This is a genomic window from Stenotrophomonas sp. YJH_SMC_25 (genome assembly GCF_059369595.1).
Map to the genome: position 1 here is coordinate 33252 of NZ_JCAFSV010000008.1, position 18509 is coordinate 51760.

Below are 18509 nucleotides of genomic sequence, written 5' to 3' on the forward strand. Positions count from 1 at the left end.
AGGTGATGCGGGCGGGAAACGCCCACTATCCCAGAGCCTGCCAGCGGGCGGCAACGCTGCCGCCAGCACGGATCGTTACGACTGCCGCGGCTTGAGGTTCTGCACCTTATAGAAGGTGTGATCGCCGATGGTGGCCACCTGGTAGGCGTTGCGCCAGTTCGGGCTGGCGATGGACAACGCGGCGAAGTGGCTGGCTCCGGGCACGATCTCGCGGCGCTCGCCGGCCGGCAGCGCCCAGTTGCGCTCGGCGTCGAAGGCCACGTTCATTGCCTCGCTCCAGGCCGCGTCATTGCCCAGCTGGGTGCCGGGGGAGACGATGGTCGGCGCGAACTGCTTGCGCGCGGTGACCACCTGGCACATCGAGTCGCCCCACAGGCCACTGTCGAGGCGGCGCAGGGCGACCTCGGCAACGGCTTGCTGGCCGCGCAGGGTCTGGTCGCGGGCTTCCAGGTAAACGGTGGTGCTCAGACACAGTGAATCAGCGGCCGGCTGCGGCAACAACTGCGACAGCCAGAGAATCCAGGCCAGTTTCATATAACTCCTTGCTCCGTATGGGCCGCACTCTCCGCTTCCAGTCGCGGGGGCGACAGGATGCGGGGTACGACTTGGCGTCATGGGGAGGCGGCCATCGGGGCCGCCCCGTGGGCAGCCCCAAAAGAAACGACCAGTACCGATCGTGGGGCTGCGCCGGCTCACCGGAAACTGGCTGGTGAGCGGAAAGATGGCGCAAGGTAGGGGGGCGTAGCCGAACGCATCGTGAACCGTCCGGCTTGACATTCAGGTTCGGGAGGGGTGACGGAAATCACATTCCGTCCCCCATTCAGGCGCTCATCAGAGCGCGGCGGCCACCCGGCTGCCCTGGTCGATGGCCCGCTTGGCGTCCAGTTCGGCCGCTACATCGGCACCGCCGATCAGCTGCGCGTTGATGCCGGCGGCCTGCAGCTCGGCCTGCAATACGCGGTTCGGTTCCTGCCCGGCGCAGATCACCACATGGTCGACCGGCAGCAGCTGTTCGCTGCCTTCCACGCGGATGCGCAGGCCTTCGTCGTCCACGCCCAGGTACTCGACGCCGCCGAGCATGCGCACGCCCTTGGCCTTCAGCGTGGCGCGGTGGATCCAGCCGGTGGTCTTGCCCAGCCGCGCGCCGGGCTTGCCGGGGCTGCGCTGCAGCAGCCACAGCCGCCGCGGCGATGCCTCGGGCAGCGGCCTGGCCAGCGAGCCGCGGGCCTCGAATGTGCTGTCCACGCCCCATTCGGCCATCCAGCGCTGTGGGTCCAGCGAGGGGGACTCACCAGTGTGGCTGAGGAACTCGCCGACATCGAAGCCGATGCCGCCGGCGCCGATGATCGCCGCACTGGCGCCCACTTCGACCCGGCCCAGCAGCACGTCCAGGTAACTGACCACCTTGGCGTGGTTGGCGCCGGGGAAGTCGACCTTGCGCGGCGTGATGCCGGTGGCCAGCACCACCTCGTCGAAGCCGGCCAGGTTGGCCGCATCTGCTCGCGTGCCCAGGCGTAGCTGCACGCCGGTTTCAGCCAGCTTGTGGCGGAAATAGCGCAGGGTCTCGTGGAACTCTTCCTTGCCGGGGATGCGCTTGGCCACGTTGAACTGGCCACCGATCTCGTCGTTGGCATCGAACAGGGTGACCTGGTGGCCGCGCTCGGCGGCCACCGTGGCGCAAGCCAGGCCGGCCGGACCGGCGCCGACCACCGCGACCTTTTTCGGCGTGGCAGCCGGGCGGTAGACCAGCTCGGTCTCGTGTGCGGCACGCGGATTGACCAGGCAGCTGGCCAGCTTGTTCTCGAACACGTGGTCCAGGCAGGCCTGGTTGCAGGCGATGCAGGTGTTGATCGCCTCGGCTCGGCCGGCGCGGGCCTTGTTGGGCCATTGCGGGTCGGCCAGCAGCGGGCGCGCCAGCGACACCATGTCGGCGCCGCCGCTGGCGAGGATGCGCTCGGCGACGTCGGGCATGTTGATGCGGTTGGTCGCCACCAGCGGCACCGTTACATGCGGCTTGAGCTTGGCGGTGACAGCGGCGAAGGCGGCGCGCGGCACCGAGGTGGCAATGGTCGGGATGCGCGCTTCGTGCCAGCCGATGCCGGAATTGATGATCGTCGCGCCAGCCGCCTCGATGGCCTGGGCCTGCTGCACGATCTCTTCCCAGTTGCTGCCGTCGTCAACCAGATCCACCAGCGACAGGCGATAGATGATGATGAAGTCCGGGCCGCAGGCCTCGCGGATGCGGCGCACGATCTCCACTGCAAAACGCATGCGTTGGTTGGCGTCGCCACCCCAGCGGTCGGAGCGCTTGTTGGTGCGCGGGGCGATGAACTCGTTGATGAGGTAGCCCTCCGAGCCCATCACTTCGACGCCATCGTAGCCGGCTTCACGGGCCAGCTTTGCGCTGCGTGCGTAGTCGGCGATATGCCGCTCGACGCCGCTGGCCGACAGCGCACGGGGGGTGAACGGGTTGATCGGCGCCTTCAGCTTCGACGGTGCCACCGACAGGGGATGGTAGGCATAGCGGCCGGCATGCAGCAGCTGCAGGCAGATCTTCGCGCCGTGCTGGTGCGCGGCCGCGGTGAGCTGCCGGTGCGGGCGCACTTCCCAGGGCCAGGACAGCTTTCCGCCAAAGGGCTTCAGCCAGCCGACCACGTTCGGCGCGAAGCCACCGGTGACGATCAGGCCGACGCCACCTTCGGCGCGTTCGGCGAAGTAGGCGGCCAGGCGCGGGAAGTCGCGGGCGCGATCTTCCAGGCCGGTGTGCATCGAACCCATCAGCACGCGGTTGCGCAGCTGGGTGAAGCCCAGGTCCAGCGGGGCGAACAGGTGGGGGTAGGCGCTTTCGTTGGCTGGCGACATGATCGATACGCTTGCGTACGGAAGCGCGAAGCGTGCCGGGAAACGGCGGCTGGGGCAAGGGGCGCGGGCGGTAGTGCCGGCCGCTGGCCGGGTACGCTCGGCACATGCGTGCTGTCGCTCCCGCATTTCGCTGCGCGAACCGCGGGCCCCACTTACCGGCCTCCACCCCCCGCGCCTGCGGCGCTGCCCCCGAACTCCGGGGGGCGGTAGTGCCGGCCGCTGGCCGGCATTCGATCAGCTCAGGGTGATTGCGGTTGCCGGCCAGCGGCCGGCACTACCGGGGGACGCCCAATCCCGAACCAGCCCAGCGTTACTCCGCACAGGGGGCCAATCAGCAGGGCGAAGGCGAGGGTGCCGACACCGACGTTGCCGCCGAGCCACCAACCCAGCAGCAGCACGCTGCCCTCGATCAGGCTGCGCACCTTCCAGATCGGCCAGCCGGTGCGGGCATGCAGGCCGGTCATCAGGCCGTCGCGCGGGCCGGGCCCGAGCTTGGCGCCGATGTACAGGCCGGTGGCCAGGGCGACCAGCAGCATGCCGGCGCAGAACATCGCCAGCTGCCAGCCAAGGCCGACCGCCGGGGGAAGCAACCACAGCCCGAACTGCGCGGATGGGCCGATCAACATCACGTTGAGCACGGTGCCGACACCCGGCTTCTGTCGCAATGGCCACCACAGCAGCAGCACCAGTGCACCGATCACATTGGTGGCCAGGCCGAACGATAGCGGCGTCTGTGCGGCGATGCCCTGCGACAACACGTCCCAGGGGGCCACGCCGATCGCTGCACGGATCATCAGCGAGGCGCCGAAGCCGTACAGGAACAGGCCGATGATCAGTTGCAGCAGACGCAGGGGCAGGGCGGTGGGCATGACGGCGCTCGGGGAGAGGGGAGGGATCTGTTTCCACCGTAATCCCGATTCATTCACTCCCATAGATACAGATGCCGGCCGATTCGCCGCTACAGGAGTCGTCGATCCTGCGTATGGGCCGTTCTGTGGAGCTGGGCCATGCTCCGGCTGCTTTGCCTGGCACCGCCAGCCGAACATGGCTCGGTACTGCACCGGCGTTCCAGCCTGGCTCAGTCGCCCCAGCCGGCCAGCGCCAGCTTGCCCACCGTGCGCCCGCTGGCCAAGCGCTGATGCGCGATGTCCAGATTCGCCGCATTGATCGCGCCCAGCGTCTCGCTGAGGGTGCCGCGCAGCTGGCCAGCGTCGATCATGCTGGCCGCGCGGCTGAGGATGCGGTGCTGTTCGATGCGGTCCGCCGTGGCGAAGCGCGAACGCGCGAACATGAACTCCCAGTGGATGCCGATGCACTTGGCCTTGTAGGGATCACCGATGCGCAGCGCGCCGCGCGGTTCGACGATGAGGCCGACATGGCCCTGTGGCGCCAGCAGCTGACCCAACGCATCCCAGTAATGGTCGGTGTCGGCCAGGTTGAGCGCGACCTGTACTGCGTCGATGCCCAATGCCTGCAGCTGGGGCAGCAGCGGCTGCCGGTGGTCGATTACATGCTGGGCACCCATCTGCCGGCACCAGTCGATCGACGATTCACGCGAGGCGGTGGCGATCACCTCGAATCCAGCATGCCGGCCCAGCTGGATCGCCATCGATCCAACACCGCCTGCTCCGCCGATCACCAGCAGGTGCTGGCCGGCATGGCGGCGATCATCCAGCTGCAATGGCATGCGCTGGAACAGCAGTTCCCATGCGGTGAGCGTGGTCAGTGGCAGTGCGGCCGCTTCGGCGAAGTCGAGCGTGGTCGGCTTGCGCGCTACCAGCCGTTCGTCCACAAGATGGAACTGCGCATTGCAGCCTGGCCGGGTGACATCACCGGCGTAGTAGACCTCGTCGCCGGACGCGAACAGGCTGGCGTCCTCGCCGATCGCTTCGACCACCCCGGCGGCGTCCCAACCGAGTACGCGGGGTGCTTCGAGCGTGGCCGGATCGGTGGCCGCCCGCTGCTTGCCGTCGACCGGGTTCACCGAGACGGCCTCGACCCGGATCAGCAGGTCGCGGCCACGCGGAGGCAGCGGCGGGGGCAGGTGGATATCGCAGAGGGCGGGGGCGGATTCACGACTCAGGGCGACGGCTTTCATCTCGGCTCCGGCTGGGTACGTGGCTCCATCATAGAGTTCCTCACGTTTCAGCAGATACGCTGAATCGGGCGGCGCAAGCTGTTGCGCAATATGTCGTACTCCGCACCTAAATCCCGTCAAACCCTTGCAGCGTGAGGGTCTTGCGGATTTTCATCATCCTGTATAGGGTTTCAACGTCGGACCGGTGGAGGGTCGGGCGCGATACTTCACATGTTACGGGACTGTTAACATGACCTTCACCCGCCTGAGCATAATGTTCGCGGCGGTGGCGTGCTGAATCGGCTGTCGAACATCGACGCACTAGTGCTGGCCCATGCCTCTACCGGTTTCATACCCCCGAAATAGGAGCTGTACTCAATGAACAAGAAGATCCTTACTGCCGCGCTGCTGGGTGGTCTGGCTTTCGCCCAGGCTGCGTCCGCGCAGGAGTTCGATGACCGCTGGTACCTGACCGGTTCGGCCGGCTTCAACTTCCAGGACAGCGACCGCCTGACCAATGACGCTCCGTTCGTCACCCTGGGCCTGGGCAAGTTCATCAGCCCGAACTGGTCGCTGGACGGTGAGCTGAACTACCAGAACCCGAACTTCGACGCCAACAAGGACATGAACTGGTCGCAGTACGGCGTCTCGCTGGACCTGCGTCGCCACTTCATCAAGGAAGGCCGCGGCTGGAACCCGTACCTGCTGGCCGGCCTGGGCTACCAGAAGTCGGAAGAAGAGTACAACCCGATCAGCGGTGGCCTGGCTGACCGCAAGGACGGCAACTTTGCCGCCAAGGTCGGCGTCGGTCTGCAGACCACCTTCGAGAAGCGCGTCGCTGTCCGTGCCGAAGTCGCCTACCGCGCTGATTTCGACGACCAGAGCGTGAACCCGAAGCGTGCCGGCAACGATGAAAGCTGGTTCGGCGACGTGCTGGCTTCGGTCGGCGTCGTGATCCCGCTGGGCCCGGCTCCGGTCGCGGCTGCTCCGGCTCCGGCTCCGGTTGCCCCGAGCTGCGCCGACCTGGATGACGACGGTGACGGCGTCAACAACTGCGACGACAAGTGCCCGAACTCGCAGCCGGGTCAGACCATCGGTCCGGACGGTTGCCCGGTGCCGGTCTCCATCGACCTGAAGGGCGTCAACTTCGACTTCGACAAGTCGAACCTGCGTCCGGACGCCGTGGCGATCCTGAGCGAAGCCACCGAGATCCTGAAGCGTTACCCGGATCTGCGCGTTGAAGTCGCCGGTCACACCGACTCGAAGGGTACCGACGCTTACAACCAGAAGCTGTCGGAGCGTCGTGCTACCGCCGTGTACAACTACCTGACCAAGAACGGCGTTGACGCCGGTCGCCTGGTCGGCCCGATCGGCTACGGCGAGAGCCGTCCGATTGCTCCGAACACCAACCCGGATGGTTCGGACAACCCGGAAGGTCGCGCCAAGAACCGTCGTACCGAGCTGAACGTCCAGAACTAAGTTCTGACGCTCTGCCAGTAGGACACAGCAGGACCCGGCTTCGGCCGGGTCTTGTTGTTTCTGCGGCCCGGCAACCGGTGCCTGCCGCTCCGGGGGGGCTAACCGTTCGTCGGGTTTTTGTCCGTAAAACCAATGGGTTGTCGTATTCATTGAAAGTGGCGCTTGAAAGCTGTCGTGGCATTGCTAAACTCGCCGCGTCACTTCCTTTCCTGGATGCCCTTCATGCTGCGCTCTGCATCGGCCGCCGTCCTGGCGCTGGCCCTGGTTCCCGCCGCCCATGCTGCGGTCGATTGCTCGGTAAACACCAGCGCCTCGCCGCTGCCGTTGCCGGCCACGACCATCGCGCCGGTGGCCGACGAGCTCTACATCCGTGGCAACCAGCTGGGCATGCCGGCCGGCGTGCTGAGCAGCAACTACGATCCGTCGCAGTCGCTGGACCAGGTGCTGCAGCGCCTGCGCATCGATGGCTGCCAGAACATCGCCAAGGCCATTCCGAGCGCACCGGCGGTGAAGCCGAACGATCCGGCGGCCTACAAGCCGCAGACCGAATTCGACAACACGCCCTGGCGCTTCGACATGAGCCAGAACGGCAAGCGCATGACCGCCGAAGAGTTCGACGCCTGGATGAAGGCGCGTGGCGTGCGTGTGGTCAAGGCGCGTCCGGCTCCGGCCGCCACTCCGGCCCCGGCCGAAGCACCGGCTGAGACCAAGCCGGTCGACAAGAAGTAAGCGCCGCGGGGAGCAGAGGCTTGCGCACGCGCCGCCCACCTGCCGCCCCCGCCGCCCGCTCCCACGCATCGCGTGGGCGTGCGACTCCCGCTGCCACAGCCGCCGGTGTCCGTCATGGCCTGGCGCGCGTGCTGTCCAAGGCCGGCGTCTGCTCGCGCAGCGAGGCCGCGCGCTGGATTGCCGAGGGCCGCGTACGCGTCTCCGGCCGCATCGTGCGGGATCCCGAGTTCCCGATTGGCCAGCCGGCGCCACCGATCGAGGTCGATGGCCAGCCGATGGGCGCGCCGCAGCGCCTGTACCTGATGCTCAACAAGCCACGCGGGGTGGTGACCACCGTGCAGGACGAGCGTGGCCGCGACACCGTCTACCGCTGTTTCGATGGTGCAGGGCTGCCGTGGATCGCGCCGGTCGGGCGCCTGGACAAGGCCAGTGAAGGGCTGTTGCTGTTCAGCAACGATCCGCAGTGGGCCGCGCGCCTGACCGATCCGGAAACGGGTCCGCAGAAGACGTACCACGTGCAGGTCGACCGCCTGCCCGATGACGCCACGCTGGCGGCCCTGCAGGCCGGCGTGGAGGACGAGGGCGAGTTCCTCGTGGCCCAGGCCGTGCGCGTGCTGCGCAGCGGCGACAAGACCGCGTGGCTGGAGGTGGTCCTCGACGAGGGCCGCAACCGCCACATCCGCCGCCTGCTGGCGGCCTTCGACCTGCAGGTGCTGCGCCTGGTCCGGGTTGCGATCGGCGGGCTGCAGCTCGGCGATCTCGGCAAGGGTCAGTGGCGGATGCTGGAGGTCAATGACCAGCAGCGGCTGGGGGCCGCTGCACCGGGCTGATCATCGCCCGCGGCCGGCGGTTGCCGGCCACCGTTCCAGGCGTAGGGGGCGCCTGGTTGCTGAACTTCCCGAACGGAGCCTGCCCATGTACCACCCGACCCTCAACCAAACCCTGCGCTGCGCAGGCCTGCTGCTGCCGATGGTGCTGCTGACCGCCTGTGGTGGCCACAAGAAGGTGGCCAAGGCAGAAACGCCGGCCGAAACCCCGGTGGTGGAAGTGAAGACCCCGGAGCTGGATGGCCGCGGCAGCTACCGCTTCCTGATGAGCAACGGCGACAAGAAGATGACCGCCGACGAGTTTGATGCCTGGATGAAGGCCAACGGCATCCGCGTTGCCAAGGGCAACGGCCAGGACGCTGCCGCCAAGCCGGTGGTGGTGGCCAGCAAGGACGAGCCGAAGGGCAAGAAGAAAAAGAAGTGATGCCGGGAAGGTGTCGACCTCGGTCGGCACGCCCTCAAGCTCTGGTAGGTGCCGACCTTGGTCGGCACGCTTTGACCGCTGGGATCAACCCTTGATCACGCCCAGCTCGACACCGATGCGGGTGAACGCATCGATCGCGCGGTCCAGGTGCTCGCGGCTGTGCGCAGCGCTGATCTGGGTGCGGATGCGGGCCTGGCCCTTGGGCACCACCGGGAAGAAGAAACCGATCGCGTAGATGCCTTCTTCGAGCAGGCGCTCGGCGAACTTCTGCGCCAGCGGTGCGTCGTACAGCATCACCGGGCTGATCGGGTGCACGCCCGGCTTCACGTCGAAACCGGCGGCGACCATCTTTTCGCGGAAGTAGCGGGTGTTCTCCACCAGGGTGTCGCGCAGGTCGTCAGCGGCGGCCAGCATCTCGAATGCCTTGATGCCGGCGGCCACCACATGCGGCGGCAGCGAGTTGGAGAACAGGTACGGCCGCGAACGCTGGCGCAGCAGCTCGATCACCTCGGCGCTGGCGCAGGTGAAGCCGCCCAGTGCGCCGCCCATGGCTTTGCCCAGGGTGCCGGTGATGATGTCGATCTTTTCCAGCACGCCCTTCACTTCGGCCGAGCCACGGCCGGTGGCGCCGAGGAAGCCGGTAGCGTGGCATTCGTCGATGTGCACCAGCGCGTTGTACTTCTTCGCCAGCGCGGTGATCTCGTCCAGCGGGGCGATGAAGCCGTCCATCGAGAACACGCCGTCGGTGGTGATCAGCTTGGTCTTGCAGCCGGCGGCATCGGCGGCCTGCAGCTGGGCTTCCAGGTCGGCCATGTCGCAGTTGGCGTAGCGGAAGCGCTTGGCCTTGCACAGGCGCACGCCGTCGATGATCGAGGCGTGGTTCAGTGCATCGGAAATGATCGCGTCGTTCTCACCGAGCAGCGGTTCGAACAGGCCGCCGTTGGCGTCGAAACAGGCCGCGTACAGAATGGTGTCCTGCTTGCCGAAGAAGTCGGCGATCTGCTTCTCCAGCTGCTTGTGCAGGTCCTGGGTACCGCAGATGAAGCGCACCGAGGCCATGCCGAAGCCGTGGGTATCCAGCGCATCCTTGGCTGCCTGGATCAGGTCCGGATGGTCGGCCAGGCCCAGATAGTTGTTGGCACAGAAGTTCAGCACCTTGCGGCCATCCTCGAGGGTGATCTCGGCCGACTGCGGGCTGGTGATGATCCGCTCGGACTTGAACAGGCCCTGGGCGCGGATGGCGTCCAGTTCCTCGGCGTAGTGGCGGGTCAGGGCGGAGGAGGCGTCGGTCATGGCGTGGGCACGGCTCTGAACGGGGAAACCGTTGATTCTACCGGGCTACGACGGCCTTCGACCGGGCCGGGCAGGGCACCGCCACGGGTGGCACATGTTGCATCGCAATAGCAAACGGGTTAAAAATTCGTGAACCGCGCCTGTCTGGCGCCGGTTGCCCGCTCCCCCTTCCTGCCCCCGCCACCCTCGGAGACGCCCATGAAGCACGCCCGTGCCTGCCTCGCCATTGCCGCTGCCCTGACCCTGGCCACCCCGTTCGCCGCCAGCGCCCAGGAAAACGAATCGCCGTACAGCTGGAACGTCACCGCTGTTTCCGATTACCTGTTCCGTGGTGTGTCGCAGACCGACGAGGATCCGACCCTGCAGGCCGGTTTCACCTACACCAGCCCGGTTGGCCTGTACGCAGGCGTGTGGGGCTCGGGCGTGGATTTTGGTGCGGGTGACCCGAAGACCGAGGTCGACTACCTGATCGGCTACGGCGTGGACGTCACCGAGCGCGTCAACTTCGACGTGCTGCTGAACCGCTACACCTACCTGAAGTCCAGCCACCAGAACTACAACGAGCTGATCACCACCACCACGCTGGATGACACCTACAAGCTGACGGTGGCCTACACCAACGATGTCTGGAACAGCAGCACCGATGGCTGGTACTTCGGCCTGGGCGGCAGCTGGGGCCTGCCGAAGGACTTCACCCTGAATGCCAACGTCGGTCGCAGCACCTTCGAGGACGGCATCGCCAAGGACTACACCGACTGGAACGTCGGCGTCGCGCGCCAGTTCGGCCTGTTCAACGTCGGCCTGGGCTACTACGGCACCGACGGCAACGGCCGTGACAATTCCGGCAAGCTGGCCCACAGCCGGGTGATGCTGAGCGTCGCCGTCGGCAAGTAACGCCGCAGGCGTTACGGGTAGTGCCGGCCGCTGGCCGGCAACACCAAAGAAAAAGGCGCCCATCGGGCGCCTTTTTCAATTTCAAGGTGTGCCGAGCAAGCTCGGCACCCACCCATCGCGCACGGCGAAGGGTCAATTCCAGCTCAAAACAACCTTGCCGGCCTTGCCTTCTTCCATCAGGTCGAAGCCCTTCTGGAAGTCGTCGATCGGCAGCTGGTGGGTCATCACCTTGCCGAGCGGGAAGCCGGACAGCACCAGCTGGGTCATCTTGTACCAGGTCTCGTACATCTTGCGGCCGTAGATGCCCTGCACGGTCAGGCCCTTGAAGATGATCTTGTCCCAGTCGCAGCCGGCGCCCTTGGGCATGATGCCGAGCATGGCGATCTTGCCGCCGTGGTACATGCAGTCGAGCATGTCGTTGAACGCGCGCGGGTTGCCGCTCATTTCCAGGCCCACGTCGAAGCCCTCCATGTGCAGTTCCTTCATCACGTCCTTCAGCGACTGGTTGGCCACGTTGACCACGCGGGTGGCACCCATGTCGGCGGCCAGCTTCAGGCGGAAATCATTGACGTCGGTCACCACCACGTTGCGCGCACCGATGTGCTTGCAGATGCCGGCGGCGATGATGCCGATCGGGCCGGCACCGGTGATCAGCACGTCCTCGCCGATCACATTGAATTCCAGCGCACAGTGCGCGGCGTTGCCGTAGGGGTCGAAGAACGCAGCCAGCTCCGACGGGATCTGGTCCGGGATCGGCCACAGGTTGCTGGCCGGCATCACCATGTATTCGGCGAAGGCGCCGTTGACGTTGACGCCGATGCCGACGGTGTTCGGGCACAGGTGCGGGCGGCCGCCACGGCAGTTGCGGCAGTGGCCGCAGACGATGTGGCCTTCGGCCGAGACGCGCTGGCCGATTTCATAGCCGGTCACGGCCGAGCCGAGTGCGGCGACGCGACCGACGAATTCGTGGCCGATGGTCAGGCCCGGCTTGATGGTGCGCTGACTCCACTCGTCCCACAGGTAGATGTGCAGGTCGGTACCGCAGATCGCGGTCTTCTCCAGCTTGATCAGGACCTCATTCGGGCCCGGGGTCGGCACCGGAACTTCTTCCAGCCAGATGCCCTTGGCCGCTTCGCGCTTGACCAGGGCCTTCATCGTTTGCTGCGCCATCGGGGTGGAACTCATCAGGGGGAAAGCGCGGATTATAGGGTGCCGCGCGGATTTCCCATGTTGCGCTGCGGGTGCATTGGCGGAACGAAAGGCGTGCGCCGGCGGGCGTTTCGAACGTGCCGCAAACAGCAGCGCCTCCTTGATTCCGGGGGAGGGGGCGTGGTCACCCTGGCCGGGACACGCAAAAGCCCATCCATGGTGCTCGATGGCGCCTTGCTCGTGCGCGCTGTCCTGCGCACACGGCAAGACCGGGGTTGGGCGTCCTGCCCAACCCGCCAGTCGCATGCGCCCGGCCCATGGCGCCAACGGTCCCGACCAGGGTGACCACGCCCCCTCTGGACCATTCCATGTGCGCGGCCGACGTGCGCATGGCAGCGCAAGAAGTAGGCCCATGACTTCCGGGGTTCGGGCCGGGGCAGGGCGGCGGGCTACAATCGAGGGTTCCACTACCAGGGGCCGCTCCATGCGCTCGAACCTGCTTGCATTCTCCATCGTCGCCAGCCTCGGGCTGGCCCAAGTCGCCCATGCCGCTGAAGGCATGTGGGTGCCGCAGCAGCTGCCGGAAATCGCCGGCCCGCTGCAGAAGGCCGGCCTGAAGCTGTCCCCGGAACAGCTGTCCAACCTGACCGGCGACCCGATGGGCGCGGTCGTCGCCCTCGGCGGCTGCACCGCCAGCTTCGTCTCGCCGCAGGGCCTGGTGGTCACCAACCACCACTGCGCTTATGGCGCCATCCAGCTGAATTCGACCGCGCAGAAGAACCTGATCAAGGACGGCTTCAACGCGCCGACCCTGAAGGACGAACTGAGCGCCGGCCCGAACGCCCGCGTGTTCGTGCTCGACCAGATCACCGACGTCACCACCCAGGCCAAGGCCGCCATCGCTGCCGCCGGCAACGACCCGCTGGCCCGCAGCCGCGCGCTGGACGCCTTCGACAAGGCCCAGGTCGCCGCCTGTGAAGCCGATGCCGGCTTCCGCTGCCGCCTGTACAGCTTCTCCGGCGGCAACACCTACCGCCTGTTCCGCAACATGGAAATCAAGGACGTGCGCCTGGTCTACGCGCCCCCGGGCAGCGTCGGCAAGTTCGGCGGCGACGTCGACAACTGGATGTGGCCGCGCCACACCGGCGATTTCTCGTTCTACCGCGCCTACGTCGGCAAGGACGGCAAACCGGCCGCCTTCGCCGCCGACAACGTGCCGTACCAGCCCAAGCACTTCCTGAAGTTCGCCGACCAGCCGCTGGGTGCCGACGACTTCGTGATGGTGGCCGGCTACCCGGGCCGCACCAACCGCTATGCACTGGCCGGTGAATTCAACGAAACCGCCAGCTTCACCTACCCGACCATCGCCAAGCACTACAACGCCGTGCTGAAGATGATCGCCGACGCCGGCAAGGCCGACGCCGACGTCAAGGTGAAGTACGCCGCCACCGCCGCCAGCATGAACAACGTGGCCAAGAACTACCTGGGCCAGCTGGAAGGCTTCAAGCGCATCGACGCCGCTGGCCAGAAGCAGGCTGAAGAAGCCGCCGTGCTGGCGTGGCTGAAGAAGCAGGGCGCTGCCGGCAAGCCGGCCCTGGCGGCACACGCGCAGCTGCTCAAGCATCTGGATACCAGCAAGTCGACCCGCGAACGCGACCTGTTCGTCGGTCAGTTCAACAACACCTCGGCCGTTGGCGCGGCGATCACCCTGTACCGCCTGTCGATCGAGCGCAGCAAGCCGGATGCCGAACGCGAAGCCGGTTACCAGGAACGCGACCTGACCACCATCGAAGGTGGCCTGAAGCAGATGGATCGTCGCTACGTGGCGAAGATGGACCAGCAGCTGCAGGCCTACTGGCTGGACCAGTACGTGGCCCTGCCGGCCGCACAGCGCGACAACGAAGTGCTGAACAAGTGGCTGGCCGGCAGCGATGCCGCTGCGGTGAAATCGCTGGTGGGCAAGCTGTCGGGCACCGAGCTGGGCAGCCTGGACGCACGCCTGAAATGGTTCAAGGCCGACCGCGCCGCGTTTGAGGCCAGCAACGATCCGGCCATCCAGTACGCCGTGGCCGTCATGCCCGCACTGCTGAAGCAGGAAGAGCAGAAGAAGATCCGCGAAGGCGAATCGCTGACCGCGCGCCCGCTGTACCTGCAGGCCGTGGCCGACTACAAGAAGAGCCAGGGTGAGTTCGTCTACCCGGACGCCAACCTGTCGCTGCGCATCACCTTCGGCAACGTCATGGGCTATGGCAAGGACGGCGTGAAGTACACCCCGTTCACCACCCTGGAAGGCGTGGCGGCGAAGGAAACCGGTGAGGATCCGTTCGATTCGCCGAAGGCGCTGCTTGATGCAGTCAAGGCCAAGCGTTACGGCGGCCTGGAAGACAAGCGCATTGGTTCGGTGCCGGTGAACTTCCTGTCCAACCTGGACATCACCGGTGGCAACTCGGGTTCGCCGGTGCTGGACGCCAACGGCAAGCTGGTCGGCCTGGCCTTCGATGGCAACTGGGAATCGGTCAGCTCCAACTGGGTGTTCGACCCGGTGATGACCCGCATGATCGCCGTCGACAGCCGCTACATGCAGTGGATCATGCAGGAAGTGGCGCCGGCGCCGCAGCTGCTGAAGGAACTGAACCTGGCGAAGTGAGGTAGTGCCGGCCGCTGGCCGGCAACCTCGACCAGACAGCCGGAGTTTCCGAAACCCCGCGACTCACGTCGCGGGGTTTTTTCATGCCCGGCCCGGCCCGGTGCGCCGAACAGGTATCATCCCTGTTCCGCGTACTTCACAGGATGTGAACGAAACGCGGAAACCTCCTCCCCCCAGGACCCCTTGCACGCATGCGCATCCTGCTTGCCCGCCACGGCGAAACGCCGTGGAACGCCGAAGGCCGCTACCAGGGCCAGATCGATATTCCGCTTTCGCCGATCGGTGAAGCCCAGGCCCAGGCACTGGGTGCCCGCCTGGCCTCGGTGGACATCACCCGTGCCGTCGCCTCGCCGCTGTCGCGCGCGCAGCGCACCGCGCAGCTGGCGCTTGGCGCCGCCCGCGCCGACATGCTGCTGACCGAGCCGGAGCTGCAGGAAATCGCCCACGGTGAATGGGAAGGGTTGCTCGCCAGCGAGATCCACGAGAAGGATCCGTCGCGCCTGCAGGCCTGGCGCGAGGAGCCGGATACGGTGCTGATGCCCGGCGGCGAATCGCTGCGCCTGGTGCTGGAGCGCAGTTGGCGCGGCCTGGCGCGTGCCACCGAAGGCCTCGGCGAGCACGACACTCTGCTGGTGGTAGCGCACGATGCGGTCAACCGCGTGATCCTGTGCAAGGTGCTGGGCCTGCCGCTTTCCCGCCTGTGGACCTTCCGCCAGGCACCGACCACGCTCAACCTGCTCGAAGGCCCCGACCTGGACAGCCTGGAAGTGGTGCGCCTGAACGACTGCGCCCACCACACGCCGTTCTTCGGCGAAGCCAAGCACCGCGCCCTCTGATCCATCCCCCGCATCAACTGCTTCTGCTGGAACCGCTGCCGTGACGAACACCCCGACCACCCTGGCCGACTGGCTGGACTACATTGAACGCCAGCACCCGGCGAGCATCGACATGGGCCTGGAGCGCGTGCGCGCCGTGGCCGCGGCGATGGGCCTGGGCGCGCCGGCCAAGCGCACCATCGTGGTCGGTGGCACCAACGGCAAGGGCTCAACCGTGGCTTTCATCGAAGCCATTGCACGCGCCGCCGGCTGGAAGGTCGGTGCCTACACCTCGCCGCACCTGCTGCGCTACAACGAGCGCGTGCGCATCGACGGCCAGGACGTGGACGATGCCGCGCTGGTCGCCGCGTTCAATACGATCGAAGCCGTGCGTGGCGAGATCACGCTGACCTATTTCGAGTACGGCACGCTGGCCGCGCTGCAGCTGTTCGCCGACGCCGGGCTGGACCTGGCGGTACTGGAAGTGGGCCTGGGCGGCCGCCTCGATGCGGTCAACATCGTGGACGCCGACGTGGCGGTGATCACTACCGTGGACATCGACCATGCCGAGTGGCTGGGCGAGGATCGCGAGGCGATCGGGACCGAGAAGGCCGGCATCATCCGCGGCTGGAAGCCGGTGATCCTGGGCGAGACCGATCCGCCGTCGAGCGTGCTGCGCCGTGCCTACCTGGTTGGCGCCAATGCGATCCGTGGTGGCAGCGACTATTTCTACGAGCCGATCGATGCCCAGCGTTGGCGCTGGCGCGATGTCGGCCTGCGCATGGAACTGCCGACCCCGGCGCTGGCCGGCCCGATCCAGCTGGCCAATGCGGGTGCCGCCATCGCCGCGCTGCGCGCGCTGGACAAGCCGGTGCCGCGTGCGGCGTGGGCCGCCGGTGTCGCAGCGGCACGCATTTCCGGCCGGCTGCAGGCATTCGAGCGCGATGGCGTGCAAATCCGCGTCGACGTCGGCCACAACCCACAGGCGGCGGGCCAGCTGGCGCGTGCGCTGAAGGCCGAGGTCTCGGCCGGGCGCACCCTGGCGGTGTACGCCGCGCTGCAGGACAAGGACGCAGCGGGGGTGGTGCAGGCGCTGGAGGACGTGGTGGGCGAGTGGACCCTGGCCGGGCTGGAAGGCCCGCGCGGGCAGAGCGCCGCCCAGCTGCAGGCACGCCTGGCCGGCACCGCCGCCGCCACGGCGCTGCTGGCTGACAGCGTCGAACAGGCACTGGCGCAGGTGCTGGCCCAGGCCGAGCGCGGTGACCGCGTGCTGGTGTTCGGCTCCTTCCATACCGCTGCCGCCGCCCTGCAATGGCTGCAGGGCGATGCCTGATACGCGTTCAGCCAACGCCGACGCCGTCCGGTCCGGCACCCGTATAATCGATGCCAATCTCCGGACAGTTGCCTGCCTCACGTGGATACGCCTCTGAAACAGCGTCTGATTGGTGCCATCGTGCTGGTGGCACTGGCCGTGATTTTCCTGCCGATGCTGGTCAAGGGGCCGGCACCGGACAGCGGCGTGGCCAATGTGCCGATCGCCGCGCCGGATGCACCGGCCGATGGCCAGTTCGAAACCCGTGAACTGCCCCTGGTCGCCCCGGCCGGTGGTGCCACCGGCCTGCAGACCGGGCAGGCCAAGCCGCTGCAGGACGCCGCGACGCCGGCCACTCCGCCGACCGTGGACACCTCGCCGACGGTCGCCGCCGGCAACTATGCGGTTACCTTCGGTGCCTACGGCAGCAAGGCCGACGCCGACGCGGTGATCGCCTACCTGAAGCGCTCGCAGCTGCCGGGCTTCGCCGAAACGGCGACCATCAACGGCCGCCAGGCATGGCGCGTGCGCGTGGGGCCGTACGCCGACCGAGCACAGGCCGAGGCCGCCCGCCTGCAGGCGGTGAAGATCCGTGCCGATGTGAAGGCCGAAGTGATCACCCTGGATGCCGCAGCGGACAGCAGCGCCCCGGTGGCAGCCACCCCGGCACCGGCTACGCCGAGCGCCAGTACCCCATCCGCCGCCACCGCGCCGTCGGCCAGCAGCAACCCGGTGCGCAGTGAAAGCCTGCCGCCGAGTACGCCGACTGCAACGACCACTCCGGCGGCCAAGCCCGAGCCGCCGAAGCCGGCGCCGAAGCCCGAAACCCCGAAGCCCGAGCCGAAGCCGGAGGCCACCGCCAGCAAGCCGGCAACGGCCCCGGCCACGCCGGCAGCGCCGGCCGCCAGCGGCGTCGGCTTTGCCGTGCAGCTGGGCGCGTTCGGCCAGGCCAACGATGCCAACGCCCTGCGCGACAAGGTCCGCGCCGCCGGCTTCAGCGCTTTTGTCGAGCAGGTGCGCACCGAAAAGGGCACCCTGCATCGCGTCCGCGTCGGGCCGGTGGCCAACCGTGGCGATGCCGAGCAGCTGAAGGCGCAGGTTGCCGCCAAGGTCGGCGTGGCCGGCATGGTCCGACCGCACCCATGACCCACGCGCAGCCTCGTTGCCAGCGCCGCCGAAGGAGCGGGGCGCCATGATCGACGTGGTGCTGCTGATCGTGATCGCCGCCTCCACCCTGCTGGGGATGCTGCGCGGCTTCGTGGGAATCGTCATCGGCACCCTGTCGTGGCTGCTGGCCGCGTGGGCGGCCTTCGCCTTCGGCAATGACGCCGCACATTGGTGGGCCGCCCCGGCGGCCCCCGGTGGCGAACACTTCGTCGGTGGCTACCTGGGGGTCGGCATCGGCGTGATGATCGTGGTTGCGGTGATCGGCATGGTCATCAAGGCCCTGGTCCACCGCAGCATGCTGACCAGCCTGGACCGCCTGCTGGGCGGGGTGCTGGGCGCCGTGCGGGGCGGCCTGATCGCCGCGATCCTGCTGCTGCTGGGCAGTTTCACCCCGCTGACTGCCGAGCCTTCCTGGCAGCGCTCGGCGGTGCGGCCACTGCTGAACCCCACCGTTGCCTGGATGAACAGCAAGCTGCCGCACTGGGAGGTTCCCGGGGCCGATCTGCTGCCCAAGGCCTTGCCGACCGACGCGCTGTCCCCATCTGCATTGATGGAGTTGGGCAAGAACGCAGGCGCCGGGTTGGGAAAGCCGGGCGCGGCAGGCGATAATGGCATCCTCAACCAGGTAGTGGCAGGCAGCGGATGGCTGCGGCCTGCGAAAGCGGAACAGGGCGATTCCTACGATCCGGCCGAAGTGCGTCCGGACGCCCCAGCACTGCCGGACAGTATCGAGCCGGGCGATCCGGCCAATGTCGACCGCAGGCGCGGCGACCACCGCGGCCAGGTACGGCCACCTTCCTTGTAACTGGGCACAGCCCAGCGGAGACCTCGCAC

The 18509-nt window shown here is 67.3% G+C and carries 16 protein-coding genes; 10 read left to right on the forward strand and 6 right to left on the reverse strand.

The window, feature by feature from the left end; all coding sequences use genetic code 11:
• Positions 1–75 precede the first annotated feature (75 nt).
• The 4 genes from AC5P7E_RS12145 to AC5P7E_RS12160 form a co-directional block, all read right to left on the reverse strand.
• Positions 76–534, reverse strand: a complete 459-nt coding sequence (locus tag AC5P7E_RS12145; RefSeq protein WP_004154513.1) for a cell wall hydrolase — start codon at positions 532–534, stop codon at positions 76–78.
• A 297-nt stretch (positions 535–831) separates the two neighbouring features.
• Positions 832–2862, reverse strand: a complete 2031-nt coding sequence (locus tag AC5P7E_RS12150; protein WP_049459796.1) for an NADPH-dependent 2,4-dienoyl-CoA reductase — start codon at positions 2860–2862, stop codon at positions 832–834.
• Positions 2863–3101: 239 nt separating this feature from the next.
• The gene (yczE, locus tag AC5P7E_RS12155; RefSeq protein ID WP_005408232.1) at positions 3102–3731 is read right to left on the reverse strand and encodes a membrane protein YczE; all 630 of its coding nucleotides are present in this window, start codon (positions 3729–3731) and stop codon (positions 3102–3104) included.
• Positions 3732–3940: 209 nt separating this feature from the next.
• On the reverse strand, positions 3941–4960 hold the full coding sequence (locus tag AC5P7E_RS12160; RefSeq protein WP_049459798.1) for a zinc-binding alcohol dehydrogenase family protein: 1020 nt from the start codon (positions 4958–4960) through the stop codon (positions 3941–3943).
• A 357-nt stretch (positions 4961–5317) separates the two neighbouring features.
• On the opposite strand from AC5P7E_RS12160, the gene AC5P7E_RS12165 reads away from it, so the two are divergent.
• The 4 genes from AC5P7E_RS12165 (at position 5318) to AC5P7E_RS12180 (ending at position 8398) form a co-directional block, all read left to right on the forward strand.
• Positions 5318–6418 (forward strand): OmpA family protein, encoded by a 1101-nt coding sequence (locus AC5P7E_RS12165; protein ID WP_005408234.1) that lies wholly within the window; start codon positions 5318–5320, stop codon positions 6416–6418.
• Positions 6419–6640: 222 nt separating this feature from the next.
• Positions 6641–7147 carry a hypothetical protein gene (locus AC5P7E_RS12170; RefSeq protein ID WP_005408235.1) on the forward strand — a complete coding sequence of 169 codons (507 nt, stop codon included), beginning with the start codon at positions 6641–6643 and terminating at the stop codon, positions 7145–7147.
• Between the two features lie 20 nt (positions 7148–7167).
• Entirely contained in the window at positions 7168–7977 is an 810-nt protein-coding gene (locus AC5P7E_RS12175; protein WP_033835451.1) for a pseudouridine synthase, read from the forward strand.
• Positions 7978–8062: 85 nt separating this feature from the next.
• Positions 8063–8398 (forward strand): hypothetical protein, encoded by a 336-nt coding sequence (locus AC5P7E_RS12180; protein WP_005412356.1) that lies wholly within the window; start codon positions 8063–8065, stop codon positions 8396–8398.
• An 84-nt stretch (positions 8399–8482) separates the two neighbouring features.
• Here the strand turns inward: AC5P7E_RS12180 and kbl are convergent, their stop codons facing one another.
• Complete coding sequence (gene kbl / locus AC5P7E_RS12185; protein WP_005408238.1) at positions 8483–9691, reverse strand: glycine C-acetyltransferase; 1209 nt, start codon at positions 9689–9691, stop codon at positions 8483–8485.
• 198 nt (positions 9692–9889) lie between these two features.
• Here kbl and AC5P7E_RS12190 point away from each other — a divergent pair, with 198 nt between their 5' ends.
• Complete coding sequence (locus AC5P7E_RS12190) at positions 9890–10585, forward strand: TorF family putative porin (protein WP_060379944.1); 696 nt, start codon at positions 9890–9892, stop codon at positions 10583–10585.
• A 132-nt stretch (positions 10586–10717) separates the two neighbouring features.
• Here AC5P7E_RS12190 and tdh read toward each other — a convergent pair whose 3' ends face one another.
• Positions 10718–11740: an L-threonine 3-dehydrogenase gene (tdh, locus tag AC5P7E_RS12195; RefSeq protein ID WP_010483949.1), complete on the reverse strand. Its 1023-nt coding sequence runs from the start codon at positions 11738–11740 to the stop codon at positions 10718–10720.
• A 478-nt stretch (positions 11741–12218) separates the two neighbouring features.
• Here tdh and AC5P7E_RS12200 point away from each other — a divergent pair, with 478 nt between their 5' ends.
• The 5 genes from AC5P7E_RS12200 to AC5P7E_RS12220 all read left to right on the forward strand — a co-directional run bounded on the left by AC5P7E_RS12200 (position 12219) and on the right by AC5P7E_RS12220 (position 18480).
• Positions 12219–14381, forward strand: a complete 2163-nt coding sequence (locus tag AC5P7E_RS12200; RefSeq protein ID WP_005412359.1) for a S46 family peptidase — start codon at positions 12219–12221, stop codon at positions 14379–14381.
• A 191-nt stretch (positions 14382–14572) separates the two neighbouring features.
• Positions 14573–15217 carry a histidine phosphatase family protein gene (locus tag AC5P7E_RS12205; protein ID WP_012479251.1) on the forward strand — a complete coding sequence of 215 codons (645 nt, stop codon included), beginning with the start codon at positions 14573–14575 and terminating at the stop codon, positions 15215–15217.
• 40 nt (positions 15218–15257) lie between these two features.
• A complete protein-coding gene (gene folC / locus AC5P7E_RS12210; RefSeq protein WP_059033280.1) occupies positions 15258–16529 on the forward strand; it encodes a bifunctional tetrahydrofolate synthase/dihydrofolate synthase in 1272 nt (423 codons plus the stop codon).
• Between the two features lie 81 nt (positions 16530–16610).
• On the forward strand, positions 16611–17654 hold the full coding sequence (locus tag AC5P7E_RS12215) for an SPOR domain-containing protein (protein ID WP_005408244.1): 1044 nt from the start codon (positions 16611–16613) through the stop codon (positions 17652–17654).
• A gap of 46 nt (positions 17655–17700) precedes the next feature.
• The gene (locus tag AC5P7E_RS12220; protein ID WP_012479253.1) at positions 17701–18480 is read left to right on the forward strand and encodes a CvpA family protein; all 780 of its coding nucleotides are present in this window, start codon (positions 17701–17703) and stop codon (positions 18478–18480) included.
• The last annotated feature ends 29 nt before the right edge of the window (positions 18481–18509 follow it).